The organism is Staphylococcus ratti, from assembly GCF_020883535.1.
Classification (GTDB): domain Bacteria; phylum Bacillota; class Bacilli; order Staphylococcales; family Staphylococcaceae; genus Staphylococcus; species Staphylococcus ratti.
Window position 1 is genome coordinate 326714 of the sequence record NZ_CP086654.1, and the last position, 22262, is coordinate 348975.

Sequence of the window (22262 nt, forward strand, 5' to 3'; positions counted from 1 at the left end):
ATTAATTAAAAAGTTGTTAGCCTTGAAAAAGTGCTTTCCAAGGCTAGAGGGAGCGGGATGACGAAATCAAATCGATTTCTGTCCCGCTTCTTTTTATATGTAGTAAAAAAACTGCCGACTAAGGCTTAGTCGGCAGTCTAGAAGGTGGATCATACGGTTTTTAAAGTCATCATCTGTGATGCCGTAATCTTACTCCGCTTCTTTTTTCATTATTTCATTATAAATCATATCACCAATAAATTTTGAAGCTTGACCATTTTCAATAGAACAGAAGCGGTCATAAAATGCATCAATTTTTGGTGTATAGTCTGTTTTGATTGTATCGAGTTGTTTTAAACCTTGGATTAACTCACTTGGTTGTGTATAAATAGGGCCTGGTAAATCTTTATGATAATCGATATAAAAACCACGTAAATTTTTATCGTATTTTTCTATATCATAAGCAAAAAAGAACTGAGGTCTTTTTAAAATACCATAATCGAACATGACGGAAGAAAAGTCCGTAATTAACGCATCACTAATTAAATAAAGTCTAGAAATATCATTATAATGTGACACATCAATAGCAAAGTCTTCAAACCCATTCAAGTCAATGGCATTCGCAATGAGGTAGTGCATACGTAATAAAATAACGTAATCATCGCCAAGTGCTGCTTGAAGCTTTGGTAAATCAATTTTAAGTTCGAAAGTATATTGTCCTTTTTTAATAAATTCATCATCGCGCCAAGTTGGAGCGTACATGACAATTTTTTTGCCTTCAGGAATGTTCAATTCTTCTCTAATTTCTTGTTGTAGTTCTAAGTCATGGGCACGGTTCACTAAAATATCATTTCGTGGATAACCAATTTCTAGAATGTCGTCTGGCGCCATCCAAAACGCTGTTCTAAAAATTTCTGATGAGTAACGGTTAGGCGAAATTAAATAGTCCCAACGTGACGTTTCTTTGTTGAAATTACGTTTATAAAGCGATGTCGTTGTACCTGGCATACGCACGACTTTCATATCATTAGCAAGGCGCTTCAACGGTGTACCATGCCACGTTTGAATGTAAGTTTGATTTGGTTTTTTGTTTAAGAATAATGGAATACGTGCGTTAGAAACCCAAACTTTTGCTTCTGAGTAAGCGTTATAGTAAGCTTTAGATTCTTTTTTAACTTTTGTAGCGCTTCCTGGAATTTGGCAATGTTCAGGATCTTTTAAGACCCATTTATAATTTAATTCAGGATAATGATGTTGCATGTATTCGTAGATGTATTTAGGGCTATCGCTATAATTTTTGCCACCAAAGGATTCGAAAACGACCGTTTTCCCTGTCACATTGTCTTCTTTATCAGTTAAAAAGTATTCTGAGCGTTCTTTACCTTTTTGACGTAAAGCAATACGTTTCGCATGACGTGTCATAAAACGGAACTTATTAATGCGTAAACCGAGTTCTGGTTTTCTTAAAGCATAGGCCAACATTTCTAAGCCGAAAAGTAATTTTTTCTCACTCAAAATAGCAACATTTAAATGACGTGCGACTTTAACGAGTGCTTCGGTATGCAATTGTGTACGACGTGGTGTTTCATCAAGATTAGGCATAAAGTCTTGATGCAATTTTTGGATCATTTTTGCTTTGATGAAGTTGCGAATAGGGCCTTTTTTGACGCGTGATAACGCATCGATAAAGCTGTTGACGTAATCTTCAAAAAGAACGTCAAAACTTTGCTCAGACAATGTATTTGTTTCAAACGGATCATATACTTCACCTTTGAAATAAAATGGAAAATAAGTAATACGTACGAAGCGATTGACATATTGAACATATTCAAGCACGAATGACCAGTCTGTATAAACTTTTAAATCTTCATTGAAACGAATGTCATGTGCTTTTACAATCCCTGTACGGAAAATGATGTTGCATGCTGTATTTTTACGTAAAAATGAATTAGGATTATGCTTCGTATCAAAGTATTGAACTTGTACACGGTCTTGATCTACAAATTGTGGCATTTTGAGGCTAAATTCATGTATAGGTGCAACTAAGCCATCTAAACCATTTAAATGCTTAAGGTAAAATTGAACCGCATAAGTTGCCAACTTATCATCGGCATCAACAAACATGAAATATGGCGTTTCTACATGAGTCATCCCTACATTTCTTGCATGTGCGTGCCCACAATTATAGTCTAGTTTTACGTATTTCACATTTTTATCATAGTCTTTAAGTGCGGCTTTCATTAACTTTTCGCTGTTATCAGTAGAACCGTCATTGACGAAAATGAGGTCAAAAGACTGATTACGTTGGCGTTTTAAATAGTCAATACACGACTCTATATACTCTTCTGAGTTATAGAATGGCACTATAATTGATAGTGCATTCATAAAGAATCATCCTCTCTCTGTCTCTCTTTCAATTCTAATTCTTTCGTATTATAGCATTTCTTGAAGATATAAAATAGCAGTTATATTTTTGATACTGATAATTTATAAGAGATGTATTAATGACGGAGGTTTTAAAATGGATTTAGGTTGTTAATAAGTAATTTTTTTTGGTAAAATCAAAAAAATAATAAAAATGTGGGTGAAAAAGTGGGAAAATTAATTTCAGTGATTGTACCTGTATATAACAAAGCACCTTTTTTAGAACGTTGTATAGAATCGTTAATTCATTTAAAGCATCACGAAAAGATTGAAGCTATTTTTGTAGATGATTGTTCGACAGATGACTCTTTAGAGATTATTAAAAAATATGCATCAAACTATGACATGGTTAAATGTATTCAACTGCCTAAAAATACGGGAGGTCCAGCACAACCTCGAAACGAAGGGATGAAACGTGCTGAAGGAGAATACCTTACATTTTTAGATGCAGATGATTGGTTAGACTGTAATCATTTTATAGAGTTTGTTGAACGTGTCAAAGCGGATGGATCAGACATTGGCTTCGGGAGAGCGTTCAAACATACAGATAAAAGAATTACACAAATTGCTCGTTTTCAATCATTTCAAAATCAATCAGGGCTTGTACCTTATGAGATGGAAAAGGTGTTTCGTGCTGTAGGACCACCAGGAAAGATTTTTAAAAAAGCGCTTGTGGAGATGCACCAAATCGAATTAAAACATTTAAAATATGGCGAAGATAAACTCTTTTTTACAGAGCTCATTAGTAAAGCAACGTGTGCAACAATGTCGACATTACCGACATACCATGTAAATCGGTATAGCCAAAACGTGTCACTTATTAAAACGACAACGGCTTTTGAAAAAGCTAAAATTAATTTCAGTTTGTTGAAAGAAATCATTCAACTAGATATTCCAAAAGCAGCGTTAGTAAATGTGCTTTCTAGATTTTTAGAATTAGATTTTATGAAACGCTATTTCTTCACAAAATCATTTTTGAAGTCACAAAGTAAGCAAGAGTACTATGCACTCTTTGAAGAAGTTTGCCAAGTGATTGAAAATACGGGTACAGCGATTGAACCATTATTTACGATAGAAAAATATAAAGTAACATACACGTTGTTCAAAAATAAAGCATTTGAACAGTTAGAAGCGTTTATTAAAACGCTAATGTCAGATGAACAATTTTCACGTTATGTTGACAATGGCGTGGTTTATTTGGAGAGTGGTAGTACTGATATTCCACCGCTGCAAGTCGCGTGCTACCCTGTATATCAAGGGACGCAATGTGTAGATGGACAAAAATATGAAGTGATTGAAGTGTTAAAGCCCGTGGATGTTTCGATTCGAGGCGTAAGAGCGGTAGAATTGCATAATGAATTAAATGAAAAAGAGATTCCTTTTGAATTAAAAGGAAATAAACTGTATATTCCAACAGAAGCATTACAATATCATACGGAAGTGCCATTTAATTTGGCAGTGGATTATTTAATATATGATACGGAACGGGTGTATGCATCGTATCCTTCCACACAAACTGAAAATGTGATGAAACGAAAGGCGTTTAAAGTTGAATTTACACCGCAAGATACGATAAAAATAGGCAACAAACATTATTTTAAAGAAGCGCCTAAAACAGTTGTTACAATTAAAAAAGTAAAATTGTATGGAGATGTCGATTTTATGCATATGGTATCAGAACTCGAACCGGGAAGTGCCATTCAAATTAAAGGGCTTTCCTATTCTTCAATGGATACGCCTAGGTTAGAAACAGACAAGGGTTATGTTTTGACAGCCAATATTGACTTTGTAGAACCACTCAAAATGGTCGATTCTGACACGTATATTACGAAAATGCCACGACGCATTGAAGTGATTAAAGGATGTAAATTATATACAGAGCGTTCGTTTAAAAAAGAACCGATTCGCGGTGTGAAAGTGGGCGAAACATTTGAAATTGATGACATCATTTATACTTCTAACCACACACCACGACTTAAAACTGTAAATGGTGAGTACCTCACAGCAAACAAAAAATTTGTTAAAGAAATATAGTGTTAGAAAGAAGCGAAGACACATGTTGCTAGAACGTATATTACGTTATCGGATTTTATTACCAATTATTATTTTTTATTTTGTGATGAGTGTTTTAACGCCGTTAACACATGATGATTTAGAATGGGCGACATCCTACGGAACACAAATGTTTCATTCGTTTTATGAGACGTTAAATGGACGTTATTTAGGCAATACATTTGAAGTCATTGCGACGCGTATTGCACTTTTTCGATATGTTATTTATGTCTTGTTTGCGGTAGGTATCCTCATCATTATTCAAAAAAGTGTGGATGATATTTTGGGTAAAGATCGTCATCCAAACTATCATGTATTATTGCTAATTACACTGATTTTACTCATTCCCTCTACAATTTATAGTCAAATATACGGCTGGTTTGCTGGATTTTTCAACTACGTTCCTGCTACGCTCGGCGCTTTGATTATTTTGCGTTACTGTATAAAGCTAATGAATAGAGGCAAACTATATTGGTGGGAAATGTGCATAATGATGCTAGCTGCGCTGTTAGGTCAGTGGTTTATGGAAAGCATTACGTTATTTAATATCGCTATTATTACCATCGCAGCAATTGCATTTTACATTAAATACAAAAAGCATTTAAAACAACTTATCATTGCGTTTGTGAGTGCCTTGGTTGGTGCCGTAATAATGTTTACGAATCCACAATATATTAAAATTTTTGGCGGGGAATCAGATTATCAAAAAGTAAGTAGTGATGACCAAGGGTTACTAAGTCGCATGGTTCGAACTTTGTTAACACAGTTTCCGGAACACATTATTTATCAATCTATCCTCATCTTAATAATTATTGCAGCATTATTAGGTTTTATACTTTATCGGAGTACGTTACCCCTGTATGTTAAAGGATTATTGTATGCTGGTTTAGCGAGCGCGCCGCTTTATATGTTTTTCATTCGTATGCCATTAGATTTTAAATTGAGATTACAAGAGGCACCAGTAATTATGATAGATTTTACGGTGGCAATTTTGTTCTATTTAACATTAATTGCTAGCGTGTATTATGTGGCGTTATCATCTCGTATTAAAGCATATCTTATTATGTTATTACTGACGATTCCTATTATGGTAGCACCATTATTGATAGTTCAACCTATAGGGCCCCGTAATTTTTATTCGGTATTTATCATTTATGTTATGATTGCTTTCGTATTACTTCGTTATTTAGAATTACATAGACTAGAGTGGCAATGGTTCGTGAAAGTGCTAGCTGTTACTTTTGCAAGTGCCTATGTAATAATGTTTTTAATCATTGCGATTGCTGATCATATGAGAATTGCGAAGGTTCACCGTGCTGCAGCGGAAAATCCTAACTTAAAGACGTATCATATGCAGCGTTTGCCATTTGAAGCATATATGCAACGCTCTTCACCAGAAACGAAACGACGAAAATCAATTTTTAAAACCTATTATGAAATACCACAAAAAATTAAAATTACTTTCCCGCCTTCAAATCAAAAATAAAGCGTAATGGGAAACATAACATGTTTGAAATAGAGCCATTGTTTCCTAAATAAAGCGCCCACGCTTCTCAAAAATTGAGCGACGTGGGCGTTTTTTCAAATTCTAATATTTTAAGTGTTCATCATCAGGCATTTTTATTTTTCGTTATGTTCCATTTGATTTTCAATTTCGTCTGCAACTTGTTGGACATGTGTGCCAATAATAACTTGAGCTTGATGTTTGCCATTTTTCATTATACCAACGGCACCAGCGGATTTAATTTTGCTTTCATCCATAAGGCTAGTGTCGCGAAGTTCTAAGCGTAAGCGTGTAGCACAATTGGTAACAGACGTGATATTATCTTCTCCGCCTAAACCAGCAATAATTGTAGAAGCAGTATGACTGTATTTTGACTTGCTTGTTTCAGTTTCGTGTTCATTTAAATCGACTTCCGGCTCAGGAATCTCTGTACCGCGGCCTGGCGTTTTAATGTTAAATTTTACAATCATGAAACGGAAAATCGTATAATATAAAACGAAAAATACAAGGCCTTGCAAAATAAGCATTAAAGGTGTATTTGCAATCGGGTTTACAAGTGATAATACATAGTCAATCAATCCTGCACTAAATGAAAATCCTGCAGTCCATTGAAAAAGCGCTGCAATAAACAGAGATGCACCTGTTAATAAAGCATGAATAAGATACAGTTGTGGTGCAACAAACATAAATGCAAATTCAATAGGTTCTGTAATCCCAACCACAAATGCTGAAATGGAACCTGCTAACATTAAACTTGCCACTTGTTTTTTATTTTTACTATCTGCTGTATGGTACATCGCTAGTGCGGCAGCAGGAACACCGAACATCATAATCGGGAAGAAACCAGCCATATAGCGTCCTGTGAGCCCTTGAGTTCCTTGTTGGCTTTGGAAGTTCGCAATATCATTAACGCCCGCAACATCAAACCAGAATACGGCATTTAGCGCATGATGGAGTCCTGTTGGAATCAAGAGGCGGTTGAAGAAACCGTAAAGACCTGCGCCCGCTGGTCCCAGTCTCAAAATAAATTCTCCTAAATGAACTAATCCTGAATAAACAAAAGGCCACACAAATAATAAAATACCAGCCAATACTACACTAAATAGTGCCGTCATAATAGGCACAAGCCGTTTACCACTAAAGAATGACAATGCGGTAGGAAGCTCAGTTGAAGCAAATTTATTATAAGCATAGGCTGCAATTAAGCCGACTAAAATACCAATAAAAACATTACCGTTATTAAGTGTTGTAAACCCAGCGTTGACTTCTGATGATGAGATATTAAAGTATTTGGTAACATTTTCGGGCTTTAAAAGTGTCGTTACCGTAAAGAAACCAACTACTGTCGCTAAGGCAACAGCACCGTCGTTTTTCTTGGCCATACCAAGACCCACACCAATGGCGAAGAGCAGACCTAATTGACTAATAATACCTGTACCGGCACTAAAGAAAAATGTATACGCTGCATTTGTGTTATTGGAAAATGCAGCAATAGTATTAGCGATTGCGATCAATATGGCAGCAGCGGGAAGGACGGCTACTGGTAACATAAGTGAACGACCGATACGTTGTAAAAAGTTAAGCATATGTACACCTTCTATTCCTTAAAATGTAATTCATGACTAAGTGTATGAACGAAGCACATTTATTATATAATAGCGCTTTCAATTAAGATAGGTGAGATAAGTAAAGTTCTAAAAATTGTAAATTTAGTAGCGAGCGATAGGATAGAGCGCTTGGGGATTGATCGATGCTTTAACTGTCATATACAAAACAGTTAGGAAAATTTGGTATGCTACTTTTAAACTCGCTACGGCGGGGTTTAATTCCTATTTGAAAGGACTGGTTAAATGAAGCAAACGCAACATCAACACACATTTTCTATTCGCAAATCGGTATTAGGTACCGCATCTGTTATGGTCGCATCATTTTTATTCATCGCAAGTGGTGAGGTTGCACAAGCAGATGAAACCACTCCACAGGCGGCACAAGTTTTAACAGAGCGCGTTCAAAGTCATAATCAAGCGTCACAGGAGCCACAATCTCTAGCGTTACATAACACAAATGATGAAACGTCTATTGAATCGAAGACATCAGTGGAAGCGCCAAAAGAACCTGAAGTACTACAATCAAATGCTTCAACGCAATCACAGGCGCCCCAGCATAAAGAAGCTTCGCAACCTGATACACATGCAGTAGAGTCAACAAGTCAGCATACAGAAAGTGAACCTACGCCACTCACACCTGCCGAACATATCTCAAAAGATACGGACAATTCAAAAACAGAACGTCGTTTAACACAGGCGCCTACACCAGAAAATCAGGAAGCACAATCCCAAGAATCTAAAGAAGTAGCGGCAGAAGCTTCTAATGATGCAAAAGAAAAAGCGCAGTTACCATCTATAGATAAGGGATACAGTAGAAAAATATTAAAACAAGAAGAAACAACGACATCTAAAGACGATGTAGCTAAAAAAGAAACAACGAATCCTGAAAAAACGAATGCTTCAGAAGGTGAATTAAAAACCGTTGAAGCGCCTAAAACGAAAGATACGACAACAAAATCACAATTTACGAAACAAGCAAGCGATAAAAAACCAGCTGTAAAAGCAGCACCTGAAGCTGTTCAAAATCCGGAACATCCTAAAAATAAAAATCCATTCGTATTTGTACATGGTTTTAATGGATTTGTCGGTGACGTAGCAGCGAAAGGCCAAAACTATTGGGGCGGTACGAAAGCTAATCTCCAAAACTATTTACGAAAAGCAGGTTATGAAACATATGAAGCGAGCATTAGTGCGCTTGCAAGTAATCATGAGCGTGCCGTCGAACTCTTTTACTTTTTAAAAGGGGGCCGTGTAGATTATGGTGCGGCACATGCAGCGAAATATGGCCACGAACGTTACGGTAAAACGTATGAAGGTGTTTTAAAAGATTGGAAACCAGGCAATCCAGTTCATTTCATAGGACATAGTATGGGTGGTCAAACCATTCGTTTGCTTGAACATTATTTACGTTTTGGTAATGAGGATGAAATTGCATATCAAAAAAGTCATGGTGGCGTAATTAGTGATATTTTCACAGGTGGCCACGACAATATGGTGACGTCCATTACAACGATCGCTACACCTCATAATGGCACACATGCTTCAGATGGTCTAGGCAATAGCCCTTTTATTCGCCACATGTTATATTCATTCGCGAGAACATCTAGTAATTTAGGTACAATTGATTATGGTTTAGATCAATGGGGCTTTAAACGTAAAGCTGGCGAATCGTTAATTGACTATCATAAACGTGTAGCTAAAAGTAAAATTTGGGATTCTGAAGATACTGGACTTTATGATTTAACACGTGAAGGTGCGGAAAAAATTAATAAAAAAACGGAGCTCAATCCAAATATTTATTATAAAACGTATACCGGCTTGGCTACGCATGAAACACAATTAGGCAAACAAATGGTAGATATTGGTATGGAGTTCACTAAAATTTTAACAGGTAATTATATTGGTGCTGTCAAAGATATATTATGGAGACCGAATGACGGTCTTGTTTCAGTCATTTCCTCACAGTACCCTTCTGATGAAAAACATGTTGAAGTCAATGAAAATTCAGCTTTACAAAAAGGGACATGGCAAGTGATGCCAACAATGAAAGGTTGGGATCACAGTGATTTCATCGGTAATGATGCACTTGATGGGAAGCACCCAGCGGGCGAACTGACAAAATTTTATGACTCTATTACAGATTACTTAATGCGTATTGAAAAAGAGAAAAAATAAGACTAAAAAGGGGTGGGACATCAACATGTCCCACATCAAATGAGAAAGTAACAATTAGAAAGTCACAGTAGCTGACTGGACTGAAAATGCGCTTACGGCTTTTTTCAATCCAAGTCAGCCTTGTGGGGGTGGGACGACGAAATCAACTAGATTTCTGTCCCACTCCCTTATTTTTTAGTCAATCCATTGGACGACGTCGTCAAAGGAACGACGTGTTTTTTGACGTTTAGGTGCTTCTTGGCGGTAACCGAAAGCGACCATTACAGAAGGGTAATATTCATCTAAGTTTAAATAACCTTTCTCGGCTAAAAGTTGGGCTACAGGTTCATATAAAAAGCCTTCGATTGGACAAGAATCAATGCCTAAGATGGCCGCAGTTGTCATCATATTACCGAGTGGAATATACGTTTGTTTGCCCGCCCAATCGAGTAAAGTACGCGCATTACGATAAAGGTCGTTGCTTTCGTTTTGGAATTTAATAGTAGCTTCTTGTTTTTGTTGTGCCATTTCAGGTGTCATATTATGAATGACTTCTAACATATGATGGACATACGGATTTTGAGGCCGGACGTTTTTACGTGCTAAAATAAGGACGAAGTGACTTGCTGACGCTAATTGTTTAGTTGCACCCCAACTCATCGGTTTTAAAGCGTCACGTAAGTCTTGATTTTGAATGACGAGAAATTTCCACGGTTCTAAACCGAGCGAGCTTGGTGAGAGGCGACCTGTTTCTAATATCGTATGAAAATCTTCATCGCTAATTTTTCGATTAGTATCAAATTGTTTTGTCGCAAAGCGGAATTGATAAGCATCAAGCAATAATTGTTTCTTATCTTTCATTGTAAATTTGCTCCTTTTCATCATCTGTAACTTAAGTATAGAAAAAATGTGCCGAAGATAAAAATGTTGTGTTTATCGTTGAAATAGTACAATTCATTTTGACAGGGCATCATTTAGGGTAATGAAAAGCAATACCCTTTAAAGAAAGGAAGCCTATAATGAAAAAACAACAATGGATGGAAAACTTGCCATTAGACGGCATTACCCATATAACGTCTGTTTCAGGCGGCGATGTGAACGAAGCTTACAAAATAGAAACAACATCAGAAACCTATTTTTTACTTGTTCAACCTCAGCGACAAGCAGCATTTTATGCGGCTGAAATTGCAGGACTCGAAGCATTTGAAAAGGCTGGGGTGACAGCGCCGCGTGTTATCGCAAATGGCGTCATCGATGGTGATGCATATTTGGTTTTAAGCTATTTAGAAGAAGGCGTACAAGGTAGTCAAGAAGCATTAGGGAAACTCGTTGCGAAGTTACATCAGACGGAAAGCGACAATGGTAAATTTGGCTTTCATTTACCATATGAAGGTGGAGACCATCGTTTTGATAATCATTGGACGAACGATTGGCGCACATTATTTTTAAAACAACGCATTGCACCTTTAAAAACAAGGATTGCTTCTCGTCATTTATTATCAGAAAAGGATCTTAATCTTTTGGATAAAGTATACGACATTATGGATCAGACTTTATGTCATCATGACAGTCGCCCGTCACTCTTACACGGAGATTTATGGGCAGGGAATTATATGTTTCTAACGGATGGCACCCCGGCGCTCTTTGATCCCGCACCATTGTATGGTGATCGAGAATTTGATTTAGGTGCGACAAAAGTATTTGGAGGCTTTTCAGAAACATTTTATGAAGCTTATAACAAAGCTTACCCACTCAAGGCGGGCGCGGAATTCAGAATTCATTTTTATATTTTATATTTACTGTTAGTTCATCTTGTGAAATTTGGTACGATGTATGAAAGTAGCGTACGTCGAGAAATGGAAACGATTGTAGCCAAAGCATAAGTCATCAATTTTAAATAGGAGTGTAACAACATGACAGTAGGACAGAAAGTAAAGTATCTTAACCTCAGTATTCCGATACTATGGGTAATTGCGCTATTATATTTAGGATTTCATTATCAAGCACTTCCTCATACGGTAGCTATACATTTTAATTTAGCAGGAGAAGCGGATGATTTTGGAGGAAAAGGTCATCTATGGGCATTACCTATTATTTTTCTTGTATTATGGAGCGTATGTACTGTATTGATAGGGGGACTACCTAAGCTCATAAATGTTTTAGAAGAGAAACCAAAGTCACGACAACATGAAATAACCATTCTTACAATACTCTTTTTGCTTCTACATATAAGTGTATGGCTTATGTATATGAATCAGCTTTACAATGTGAAGCGGGGTGAACATGAAATAATGGGTTATTTAATATTATTACCGTTCATTAGTGTAGGCGTGTTTATCGTGCTCATGGTTATACGTTGGTTTAAAACACGTAAAACAAAGGCGTAACAGAAATTCAAATATTTCTGTTACGCCTTTTTGTAATAATTAGGATAAAAATGAAAATGAGAAGTAAATCATAAAATGAAGTATCGCTAAAATGGCAGACCATTTTTTAGACATACGACAAGTGGAATATAAGATTACGCCGAATAACCATGCGGTAACTATGTTTTGAAGGCTAATCGCACTAAGTTGAGGTTGTCCGGGTGAGAAAATATTTAAGGATGCAATGTTAATGTTCGGTAATTGAAAACCAAAAAGCCATTGAATGGACATAGCAACTAAAGTAATGATAGAAGTAATAATCAACATAAGCAATGTAGATGAGAAGATACTTTTAGCAGCGACCTTTAATTTAGTAATCTTTGTAATAATCAAAATAAGGACAAAATAAATGAGAAAGACGAAAGCACTACCCAGAAATAGAGACATCGAAGTAATTAGGCTTAGGATCGGTTTTACTTCATCTATTTTACTTTGTGACAATCCTTTTTCTTTAATTGGAGAAATGATGTCTGTAATTTGAGGGGCAATTAATGCCACTAAAATCGAAGTGAAAATAAATAATAAAATTTTCCAAAGGACTTTAGGATTCGTACGTTGTTTTTCGAATGATTCAATATGTAATAAGTTTAAGCTACTCAAAATATGTTACAACCCCTTAAATTATTATAATACAAGTTTAACGATACTATAATATTTTTAACTAATCAATACGATTTCTAAAAGTAATGACTGTTAATTAAAAATAAATTCTCTAAAAATTACTTGATATAGTTTCGCATGTCTGGAAAATCATATAAACTTAAATTAATAAAGTTGTGTTATGAGAAATTTATTTTTCATGAAAATGTAACGCAATGTTTGATGAGGTAGGGAGAATGCGTTTAGAATTTGAGTAAAACGCTTACGATGCACATAAGCGTTTTCAAATTTTGTCGAATCATACAATGAAACGCTTATTTTTAGACTTGATTTACTCATTTTTTTAAACAGTCATTTGTGATGTCCCGCCTTAATTATTTTATTTAAGTGAGGAGAGAATAGTTTGAAAAAGAGAACGTTAATAATTTTGTCAATAGTGACTGTAGCATTTCTAATTGTTGCAGGTTTTATTGCAAAAGCAGTAACAGGTAGCAACGGTGAAAAAGAGGCAGCGTATGATACATATACAATAAAGCCGGAAAGTCCTATTAAAGTGACGGGAAAAGTATCGCCGGAAGCAATTAAAACATATCAAAATAATAAGCAACTTGGTGAGTTTGTAAGTGTTCAAGTGAATGAAGGTCAACGCGTGGTGCAAGGAACACCGTTGATTAATTATCAGGCAGACCCGGAAAAGCGTAATCAACTGTCTCGTCAAGTACAAGAATCTGAAGCAAAAGGGAATCAAGCTGAAATTAATCAAGCGAGAAAACAATTAAATCAATATGACAGCCAAGTAAGTGACAGCATCTATGCTTCATTTAATGGCATTGTCTCCAACATTAAAAAAACGAATGTAGGCGAAGGCGAGCCGATTTTAAAATTAATTTCAGATGACCCTCAAATTAAAACCACTGTTTCAGAATATGATTTAAATAAAATTACAGTAGGCGATCATGTCAATGTGACGGTAACAAGTACTGGAAAAAAAGGCAAAGGCAAAATTAAAAGTATTTCAGAATTACCGACAAGTTATGAACAAGAAGTATCAGGAAACAGTCAAGCAGCAATGAGTGGTGCGCAATCATCAGGAGCTGGAGAAGGTGAAGCACAAGCGACTTTGAATACGTCTAACCCGACGGAACATCAGCCGAGCGGAGGGGACGATGGTGCTTCATCAAAATATACTGTGATGATTGGGGACTTAGACTTTGATGTGCGCAATGGTTTCTCTGTTGAAGCAGAAATTCCTTTAGATACTATCAAATTCCCATCTTCAGTACTTACAAAAGATGATTATGTTTATGTTGTGGACAAAGACCATACAGTACACAAACGTAAAATTAAATACGACAAAAATAACGGAGACCTGATTTTGAAAAAAGGTCTGAAGAAAGGTGACGTACTCATCAAAAACCCAGACAGTGATTTACAAGACGGGAAAAAAGTTGAGGTGTCATCATGATAGAACTGATTAATGTGAATCGTAGTTTTAAAAATGGGAATGAAACGAATCACATTTTAAAAGATATCAAACTGCGCATCGATGCCGGAGAATTCGTAGCCATTATGGGACCTTCAGGATCTGGTAAAAGTACGCTAATCAATATTTTAGGGTTTATTGATCGAGGTTATGAGGGAGAATACCTTTTTGACCAAAACAACTATCAAAAGCGTTCTGATAACGAACTTGCGGTCATACGAAATCGTACAGTTGGTTTTGTCTTTCAAAATTTCAAGTTAATTCAAAACAATACGATTTTAGAAAATGTGAGTATTCCTTTACTTTATGCAGGGTTATCTGCTAAAGCACGCAAAGAACGCGTTAAAGCGATGTTACATGAGGTGGGGCTTTTTGATAAGGAACATCTCGTGCCAAATAAATTATCTGGTGGTCAACAACAACGTGTCGCGATTGCACGTGCGATAGTGAATCAACCTAAATTTATTATTGCGGATGAACCAACGGGAGCATTAGATTCTAAAACTTCTCAAGATATTATGGCACTTTTCTTGAAGCTCAATAAAGAACAAAGGACTACGATGATTATCGTGACACATGACCCTAAAGTGGCAGCACAAGCGGATCGTGTTATTCATATTTTAGATGGACGTGTTCAAAAAGAAGAGGTGAATGTACATGAGTAATTTTAACAATATTATCCATGTCGCCTTACGTTCAATAATGAAAAATAAACGTCGTAATATTTTTACGATGATTGGTATTATTATTGGGATTGCAGCAGTAATTACGATCATGGCACTTGGTAATGGATTTAAAGAGTCTGCAAATGAGCAATTTGATGATGCAGGTGCATCTAAAGATACGGTGCTCGTTGACTTCATAGATAAGCATTTAGAACAAGGGGGACAGCCTGCCAATACTAATCCTTTTACAGCATCAGACTTAGACCTTACCCGCCAAGTGAAAGGCGTGACGAATGCCTCTATTAAAACAAACAATAAAAATGGTTTGACAAGTGAAGCGAAAAGTACGGACAAAAAATCAGATATTACGATAAAGTCTCCAAAATCAGCGACGGATGTTCAAGAAGGCGCGGGTTACACGTCTGATGAAAATGAAATAGCAGAACGTGTGGCAACAATTAGTTCAGACGTTGCCGAGAGCTTGTTCAAAGGTAAAGCAGTGGGGAAAACGATTTATATTGATGGTATGGATTTTAAAGTTGCAGGTATTCAAGATGATATGATGGTACCGAATCTCGTTCAAATTCCACCTCAAACGGTCAAACGTTATTTACCCAATTTAAAACCGTCAATGCCACAATTGGAAATTAAATTTAATGGTGCTACAAATAAAAAAGAAGTGGCGAATGCTGTCGCGGATAAGCTGAATAAGAATGGATCAGCAGCAGGAGACGGCACATATCAATATACGGACATGGAAGCGTTAATGAAAAACATCAATAAAGTGTTCGACGGCATTACATACTTTGTCGCTGCCGTCGCAGGTATTTCTCTATTTATTGCGGGTATTGGTGTAATGAACGTGATGTACATTTCTGTTGCGGAACGTACGGAAGAAATAGCTATTCGACGTGCATTTGGTGCAAAAGGCCGTGATATTGAAATGCAATTTTTAATTGAAAGTATCATTTTATGTTTAATCGGTGGTATTATAGGATTGTTAATTGGTATCGGTATTGCTGCTATTGTAGACGCCTTAACGCCAGATTATATTCGCAGTTCTGTCACATTCGGTTCTGTGTTGCTAGCAGTAGGTGTTTCGACATTTATTGGAATTGTATTCGGATGGGTGCCGGCACGCGCAGCTTCTAAAAAAGAGTTGATTGATATTATTAAATAAAGTGACAGGTATAAGAGCTAGTTGAAACGCAAATGCACGTTTCCTAGCTCTTTTTGAACTTTCAAAAGTTCGCCTAATGAAGCATTTAAAATTCACAAACACGTTTTATCTTATAAAATGAAGTGGTATATAATAAAGATACATATTTTATATTGGAGGCGTAAAATGATGAAAACACTTTTTAAAGTATGTGCTTATATTGCTGGAGGTATTGGCGTCGCGATGATGTGGGCAGTCGCGATTTTAACAGTGCAGCAATATCGTGTAGACGATCATATGGCTGAAGATATTAAAGCATCGTAAGAAAATTTGAGGAGGCAACGGGGATGCAAAGAAACTATTATTTCCATCATGTAGAACATCGAAAGCGACAAAAAAGTTCTAAAAAGACATTATGGATATCATTAATTATTACATTATTTTTTACAATTGTGGAGTTTGTTGGCGGTATTTTATCAAACTCTCTTGCATTACTTTCAGATTCATTCCATATGTTAAGTGATGTGATTGCGCTTGGCTTGTCCATGGTGGCGATTTACTTTGCGAGCCGTAAACCTACAGGAAAATACACCTTTGGTTATTTGCGATTTGAAATTATTGCAGCTTTTTTAAATGGTTTAGCTTTAGCAATCATTTCCTTATGGATATTTTACGAAGCCATTATGCGTATTATTTATCCGAAACCTGTAGAAAGTGGGTTAATGTTAGTCATCGCAACGATCGGCTTAATTGTAAACATTGTACTGACTATTATTTTGATGCGTTCACTTAAAAATGAAAATAACATCAATATTCAAAGTGCACTTTGGCATTTTATTGGCGATTTATTAAATTCAGTAGGAGTTATAGTTGCCGTTGTACTCATTTATTTTACCGGTATTCAAATGATTGACCCGATTTTAAGTATGATTATTGCGGTCATCATTTTGCGCGGTGGATACAAAATCATGAAAAATGCAGCTTTCATTTTAATGGAATCTGTACCAGCTCATTTAGATACGGATGAAATTATGGATGACATGAAAAGTGTGGATCAAGTTTTAGATGTGCATGAATTTCACTTATGGTCGATTACGACAGAGCATTATTCTTTAAGTGCGCATGTCGTATTGGACAGTAAAAGTGGACAAGATGCGTATGAAACAATTAACAAATTGGAGCGCTTATTGAAAGAAAAGTATGGTTTAGCTCATACGACGCTTCAAATTGAACATTTAGAAATGAACCATTTAGACGAAGCTTATTTTAGTGATATAAAATAACGTAAGGGGCGGGACAACGAAATCAAATAGATTTCTGTCCCGCTCCCTTTTTATGGTTTTCTGGTTGTTTTTGACCTGCTAGTAATAGTAGCCAAGTGACGAGTATAAAGGGCAATGTCAAAATTGGTATGCCGAATGGCTCTAAAAATGTGGTTGTTGCTCCGTATACCATTGGCGTTAAAATGACGACAAGTAAAAACATAAGGTAACGATTAAGATGTGTCAATTTTTTAAAGGTAACGCTAATGGCAATAATCGATAAAATTAAATTATAACCAAAAAGTCCGTGATTTAAAGAGGTAATATCCGAACCTAATGTATAAACGAAAAGTAATGATAGTAAATTGGCGATGATCACAAAGAATCCAACCCGTCGTGAAGCTACAAAAAATGCGACAATAATTAAAATTCCAGAAAGGACATTTTCGACGAGAAAAATTTGACTCATACTATTAAAAAAAGCTGCGATAGGATGAACTGGTTCAGTCAAATCAATAGTGACGACATTTTTAAGTGGTAACACTTTTATCGTACTTTTCAAAAACTCGAACTGTGGTTTCATCAAGAGTACTATCCACGACATTATTACAAAAGGTGTCGTAAGTTCAGGTATTTCAAAACGCTTTAAAACAGTTTGTATCGCTTTAGCCACAGGCATTACGACAATCGTGGCAATGAGACATACGATAAATGTTTGCCATGTCATAACCATAAATAAAGTTAAAGCGATGGCCACAAGGACACTATTAAATCCTGCTAAACCTGCATGAATCTCTCTTTTTGTATATCCGAACCATGGCGCAGTTAGAAGGCTAAGTGTACTGCCTATCATCGCTGCAAGGCCTACTTTCCAATCTCCGATCCATAAGGCGATTAAAATAAGTAATCCCGTCCATACATTTTCAAGTAGCACGACTTGTGAAATATTTTTCAAAAAAGTTTGAAGTGACAAAGGCAAGTTGAATACCCTCTTTCTCAAAAATTGGCTCCAGTATATTATTAATGTTATGAAAAGATTTATTACTATTTTTAAAAAGTGTGTTATTGGCGGTTATTCTAAAACTGAAGTCTAGTTAATTATAAAATACTTTTCTAAAATAGTATAATTATTTGAAGAGCAGCATACGAAGGATTATAATTTGTGTGTGGTTTTTAAATTCCATTGAGGAGTGTGTATGTTAATGAACTTTACACAACGTGAGCAAGATAAATTAATGATTGTTGTAGCAGCGGATTTAGCACGGCGACGCAAAGCACGTGGATTAAAGTTAAATCATCCGGAAGCGGTCGCCTTGATTAGTTATGAAATATTAGAAGGGGCAAGGGATGGTAAATCGGTAGCTGAATTAATGAGCTATGGACGCGAAATTTTATCTAAAGATGATGTGATGGACGGTGTGGATGCGATGGTCACAGACATTGAAATCGAGGCTACTTTTCCAGATGGTACAAAACTAGTCACAATTCATCATCCAATTGTGTAGGAGGAGATAAATATGAAACCAGGTGAAATCATTGTGCAATCAACGGAAGTCATCATAAATGAAGGACGAGAAATTACACAAATTACTGTTAAAAATAGTGGGGACCGTCCTATTCAAGTAGGTTCACACTATCACTTTTTTGAAGCCAATCCAGCGTTGTCATTCCATCGCGCTGAAGCTTATGGGAAGCATTTAGACATTCCAGCAGGGGCAGCAGTTCGTTTTGAACCCGGAGATGAAAAAGCAATACGCCTTGTGCGTTATGCAGGTGAGCAAAAAATTTATGGTTTCCATGGAGAAGTAGATGGTCCGCTTGACCAATCTCGGATTACAGCTCCTAATATGAAAGAGGGAAGTGACATGAAATGAGTTTTAAAATGACTGAATCACAATATACGAGCCTCTATGGCCCAACGGTAGGGGACGCTATTCGATTAGGAGATACGAATCTTTTTGCCAAAATTGAAAAAGACTACGCTAACTATGGTGATGAAGTGGCATTTGGTGGCGGTAAATCCATTCGAGATGGCATGGGACAAAACCCAAATGCGACGCGTGATCATAAAAAAGTAGCAGATTTAGTAATTACGAATGCAGTTATTATTGATTATGACAAAGTGGTTAAAGGCGATATCGGTGTAAAAAATGGGTATATCATGAAAATTGGTAAAGCCGGCAATCCAGATATCATGGATGACGTGGATATTATTATTGGTGCATCAACCGAAATCATTGCAGCAGAAGGAAGTATTATTACAGCAGGTGGGATTGATACACACGTCCATTTTATTAATCCGGAACAGTCAGAAATCGCTTTAGAAAGTGGTGTGACAACACAAATTGGTGGCGGCACAGGTGCAACAGAAGGAACTAAAGCAACAACAGTGACACCAGGTCCTTGGCATATCCATCGTATGTTACAAGCAGCAGAAAATTTACCAGTGAATATAGGATTTACAGGTAAAGGGCAAGCAGTAAACCACACTGCATTAGTAGAACAAATTCATGCAGGTGTTATTGGATTAAAAGTGCACGAAGACTGGGGAGCAACCCCTTCTGCATTGCGTCATGCGCTTGCAGTCGCAGATGAATATGACATTCAAATTGCACTTCATGCGGATACGCTAAATGAAGCAGGTTTCATGGAAGATACGATGGAAGCAATTGGCGATAAAGTTTTACATATGTACCATACAGAAGGCGCAGGTGGCGGACATGCTCCAGACTTAATAAAGGCAGCAGGCTACCCTAACATTTTACCTTCTTCTACCAATCCTACATTACCCTATACGCACAATACTGTAGATGAACATTTAGATATGGTTATGATTACACATCATCTTAACGCGTCTATTCCAGAAGATGTAGCATTTGCAGATTCGCGTATTCGTAAAGAAACAATTGCGGCTGAAGACGTTTTACAAGATATGGGTGTATTTAGCATGATTAGTTCAGATTCTCAGGCTATGGGACGTGTTGGAGAAGTCATTACACGAACATGGCAGGTGGCACATCGTATGAAAGAACAACGTGGTGCACTCAAGGTAGATAGTGAATACAATGATAATCATCGTATTCGCCGTTATATTGCTAAATATACAATTAATCCTGCAATCACTCACGGTATTGCAGAATATGTAGGTTCAGTCGACGAAGGTAAACTTGCAGATTTAGTAATGTGGGACCCACGTTTCTTTGGTGTGAAGCCGACAATGGTTATTAAAGGTGGATTAATCAATGTCGCGATTAATGGTGATGCAAATGGTTCTATTCCGACCGCAGAACCTGTTAAATATCGTCCTATGTATGGACAGTATGGTGGGAACATGCAAAGTACGTCAATGACGTTTGTCTCTCAAGTCGCTTATCAAAATGGTATCCGACGTACTTTAGACCTCAAACGTCAGATTCGTCCTGTAAAAAACATTCGTCAACTTTCTAAAAAGGATATGGTGAATAATGACGCTTTACCAAAACTAGACGTTGATCCAGAAACATATGAAGTATTTGTAGATGGCGAGAAAATTACAAGTGAAGCTGCGACGGAGTTGCCATTGACACAACGCTATTTCTTATTCTGATGTTTATATAAATAAGTTAAAAGCAAGTATCTACAATTTTGATTTCCCCAACCAAAATTGTAGGTATTTTTTATTTATCAAAAAAACAACGTAGCTAAACAAGGAATGAAAATTAAAATATGGTATTGAAAAATTATTTCTCAGTTGGTAAATTAAAAAGAGCTTAAAAATTTAATAAGGGTGTGTAAAACATATGAAGAAAGCATTGACGTTATTGTTTTTGTCGTTATTACTTGTTGCATGCGGTAATGGTGAAGAAAAAGAAAACACTATTGAAACACTTGAACTATCTAAAGCGGAAAAATACAAACCAGATGGAGAATTTAAAGATAAAAAAGTAATTAGAAAAGATTTTGAAATTGAATTTGAAAAGTTGGAGTTTCCTGAAGGTAAAAATATAGATGATAAAAATATAAAGGCAGCTTCATTTGAATACAGTGTGAAAAACAAACAAGACAAAAAGATTTATCCTTCTTCAGCTTGGATTACAAGTATAGATGTTTATCAGGTTATCAATGGTAAAGAGAAAGAATTAAAACCTACGATAATGAAAGACGACCGTAGAATTAAAGATTTCCCTGATACTCACGTTGAAATCAAAAAAGGCGGTAAAGCTAAGGGCTTTAAAACTTTTGAATTAATAGACAAGACAAGTCCAATCATCATCGTTGCTAAAAATAGTGAGTACGAAACGATTGGTGCGAAAAAAATCGAATTAAAAGAAAAGAAATCTAACCAAATCTAAAAAGGGGAATATCAAATGAAAAAGTTATTGAGTGCACTATGTGTATCTGTAATTATTTTGAGTGGTTGCGATATTATGGGCAATAGTAAAAAAGAAACAGAAGAAGAAAATATCGGAGAAGGTTATTTTAAAGAAGATACCCTTAAAACGAAAGAGGCCGAATTTAAAATTAAAGAAACGAAATTAGTGGAATCATTCTCTCAAGATGATGACGAGGGCCCTTATATTGCTTTTATTTATGAGTATACAAATAAAAGTAAAGAAAATAAATCTGCAAGTAAGGAATGGGATGATTATTTCGAAGCGCATAACGATGACAAAAATGTTGAAAAACGTTTATTTTCTGGTTATGTAAGTGTTAGTGATAAAGACTCTAAATACTATAAGTATAAAGAAAACGGTGATTTATTAGTTAAGCCAAAAGATAATGTCACTTCTATGATGATTTATAAAATTGACAAGAAGGAAGGCAAAGTTATCTTGCGTGGTCATACGAGCGATAAGACGAGTGACAGTGAATCTAAAACATTAGGTGAAAAAGTAATTAATATCAAAAAATAATTGCACGATTTAAAGCTACCAAAGTGAAGTGAAATACTTCTTTGGTAGCTTTTAT

Annotated in this window: 20 protein-coding genes; 15 read left to right on the forward strand and 5 right to left on the reverse strand. The window is 36.2% G+C overall.

Annotated elements, in window-relative coordinates; genetic code table 11:
* Positions 1-189: 189 nt before the first annotated feature.
* The gene (locus LN051_RS01405) at positions 190-2364 is read right to left on the reverse strand and encodes a bifunctional glycosyltransferase/CDP-glycerol:glycerophosphate glycerophosphotransferase (RefSeq protein WP_229292851.1); all 2175 of its coding nucleotides are present in this window, start codon (positions 2362-2364) and stop codon (positions 190-192) included.
* 207 nt (positions 2365-2571) lie between these two features.
* Here LN051_RS01405 and LN051_RS01410 point away from each other — a divergent pair, with 207 nt between their 5' ends.
* Both LN051_RS01410 and LN051_RS01415 read left to right on the forward strand, forming a co-directional pair.
* Positions 2572-4437 carry a glycosyltransferase family 2 protein gene (locus tag LN051_RS01410; RefSeq protein WP_229292852.1) on the forward strand — a complete coding sequence of 622 codons (1866 nt, stop codon included), beginning with the start codon at positions 2572-2574 and terminating at the stop codon, positions 4435-4437.
* A gap of 22 nt (positions 4438-4459) precedes the next feature.
* Positions 4460-5941 (forward strand): DUF6056 family protein, encoded by a 1482-nt coding sequence (locus LN051_RS01415; protein ID WP_229292853.1) that lies wholly within the window; start codon positions 4460-4462, stop codon positions 5939-5941.
* 134 nt (positions 5942-6075) lie between these two features.
* Here the strand turns inward: LN051_RS01415 and nagE are convergent, their stop codons facing one another.
* A complete protein-coding gene (gene nagE, locus LN051_RS01420; RefSeq protein ID WP_229292854.1) occupies positions 6076-7545 on the reverse strand; it encodes an N-acetylglucosamine-specific PTS transporter subunit IIBC in 1470 nt (489 codons plus the stop codon).
* A gap of 264 nt (positions 7546-7809) precedes the next feature.
* Here nagE and lip point away from each other — a divergent pair, with 264 nt between their 5' ends.
* Complete coding sequence (gene lip, locus LN051_RS01425) at positions 7810-9741, forward strand: YSIRK-targeted triacylglycerol lipase (protein ID WP_229292855.1); 1932 nt, start codon at positions 7810-7812, stop codon at positions 9739-9741.
* Between the two features lie 174 nt (positions 9742-9915).
* Here the strand turns inward: lip and LN051_RS01430 are convergent, their stop codons facing one another.
* On the reverse strand, positions 9916-10581 hold the full coding sequence (locus tag LN051_RS01430) for an NAD(P)H-dependent oxidoreductase (RefSeq protein ID WP_229292856.1): 666 nt from the start codon (positions 10579-10581) through the stop codon (positions 9916-9918).
* A gap of 158 nt (positions 10582-10739) precedes the next feature.
* Between LN051_RS01430 and LN051_RS01435 the strand changes: the two genes are divergently transcribed.
* Together LN051_RS01435 and LN051_RS01440 are read left to right on the forward strand one after the other, a co-directional pair.
* On the forward strand, positions 10740-11603 hold the full coding sequence (locus LN051_RS01435; RefSeq protein ID WP_229292857.1) for a fructosamine kinase family protein: 864 nt from the start codon (positions 10740-10742) through the stop codon (positions 11601-11603).
* 30 nt (positions 11604-11633) lie between these two features.
* Positions 11634-12107 carry a DUF1648 domain-containing protein gene (locus tag LN051_RS01440; RefSeq protein WP_229292858.1) on the forward strand — a complete coding sequence of 158 codons (474 nt, stop codon included), beginning with the start codon at positions 11634-11636 and terminating at the stop codon, positions 12105-12107.
* Positions 12108-12146: 39 nt separating this feature from the next.
* Here LN051_RS01440 and LN051_RS01445 read toward each other — a convergent pair whose 3' ends face one another.
* Positions 12147-12746: a hypothetical protein gene (locus LN051_RS01445; protein WP_229292859.1), complete on the reverse strand. Its 600-nt coding sequence runs from the start codon at positions 12744-12746 to the stop codon at positions 12147-12149.
* A 403-nt stretch (positions 12747-13149) separates the two neighbouring features.
* Here LN051_RS01445 and LN051_RS01450 point away from each other — a divergent pair, with 403 nt between their 5' ends.
* The 5 genes from LN051_RS01450 (at position 13150) to LN051_RS01470 (ending at position 17336) form a co-directional block, all read left to right on the forward strand.
* Positions 13150-14211: an efflux RND transporter periplasmic adaptor subunit gene (locus LN051_RS01450; RefSeq protein WP_229292860.1), complete on the forward strand. Its 1062-nt coding sequence runs from the start codon at positions 13150-13152 to the stop codon at positions 14209-14211.
* On the forward strand, positions 14208-14894 hold the full coding sequence (locus tag LN051_RS01455) for an ABC transporter ATP-binding protein (RefSeq protein WP_229292861.1): 687 nt from the start codon (positions 14208-14210) through the stop codon (positions 14892-14894). The genes LN051_RS01450 and LN051_RS01455 overlap by 4 nt, the downstream gene beginning before the upstream one ends.
* On the forward strand, positions 14887-16074 hold the full coding sequence (locus LN051_RS01460; protein WP_229292862.1) for an ABC transporter permease: 1188 nt from the start codon (positions 14887-14889) through the stop codon (positions 16072-16074). Before LN051_RS01455 ends, LN051_RS01460 begins: the two co-directional genes overlap by 8 nt.
* A gap of 165 nt (positions 16075-16239) precedes the next feature.
* Positions 16240-16377 (forward strand): hypothetical protein, encoded by a 138-nt coding sequence (locus LN051_RS01465; protein ID WP_229292863.1) that lies wholly within the window; start codon positions 16240-16242, stop codon positions 16375-16377.
* Positions 16378-16400: 23 nt separating this feature from the next.
* Complete coding sequence (locus LN051_RS01470) at positions 16401-17336, forward strand: cation diffusion facilitator family transporter (RefSeq protein WP_229292864.1); 936 nt, start codon at positions 16401-16403, stop codon at positions 17334-17336.
* Positions 17337-17358: 22 nt separating this feature from the next.
* Here the strand turns inward: LN051_RS01470 and yut are convergent, their stop codons facing one another.
* Positions 17359-18270 (reverse strand): urea transporter, encoded by a 912-nt coding sequence (gene yut, locus LN051_RS01475; RefSeq protein ID WP_229292865.1) that lies wholly within the window; start codon positions 18268-18270, stop codon positions 17359-17361.
* Positions 18271-18517: 247 nt separating this feature from the next.
* Here yut and LN051_RS01480 point away from each other — a divergent pair, with 247 nt between their 5' ends.
* From LN051_RS01480 to LN051_RS01500, 5 genes are all read left to right on the forward strand, one after another.
* The gene (locus LN051_RS01480) at positions 18518-18820 is read left to right on the forward strand and encodes an urease subunit gamma (RefSeq protein WP_229292866.1); all 303 of its coding nucleotides are present in this window, start codon (positions 18518-18520) and stop codon (positions 18818-18820) included.
* 12 nt (positions 18821-18832) lie between these two features.
* Positions 18833-19189: an urease subunit beta gene (locus tag LN051_RS01485; protein ID WP_229292867.1), complete on the forward strand. Its 357-nt coding sequence runs from the start codon at positions 18833-18835 to the stop codon at positions 19187-19189.
* On the forward strand, positions 19186-20901 hold the full coding sequence (gene ureC / locus LN051_RS01490) for an urease subunit alpha (protein ID WP_229292868.1): 1716 nt from the start codon (positions 19186-19188) through the stop codon (positions 20899-20901). Before LN051_RS01485 ends, ureC begins: the two co-directional genes overlap by 4 nt.
* Before the next feature lie 193 nt (positions 20902-21094).
* Positions 21095-21646 carry a DUF5067 domain-containing protein gene (locus LN051_RS01495; protein WP_229292869.1) on the forward strand — a complete coding sequence of 184 codons (552 nt, stop codon included), beginning with the start codon at positions 21095-21097 and terminating at the stop codon, positions 21644-21646.
* A gap of 15 nt (positions 21647-21661) precedes the next feature.
* Positions 21662-22207, forward strand: a complete 546-nt coding sequence (locus tag LN051_RS01500) for a DUF5067 domain-containing protein (protein WP_229292870.1) — start codon at positions 21662-21664, stop codon at positions 22205-22207.
* Positions 22208-22262 lie beyond the last annotated feature (55 nt).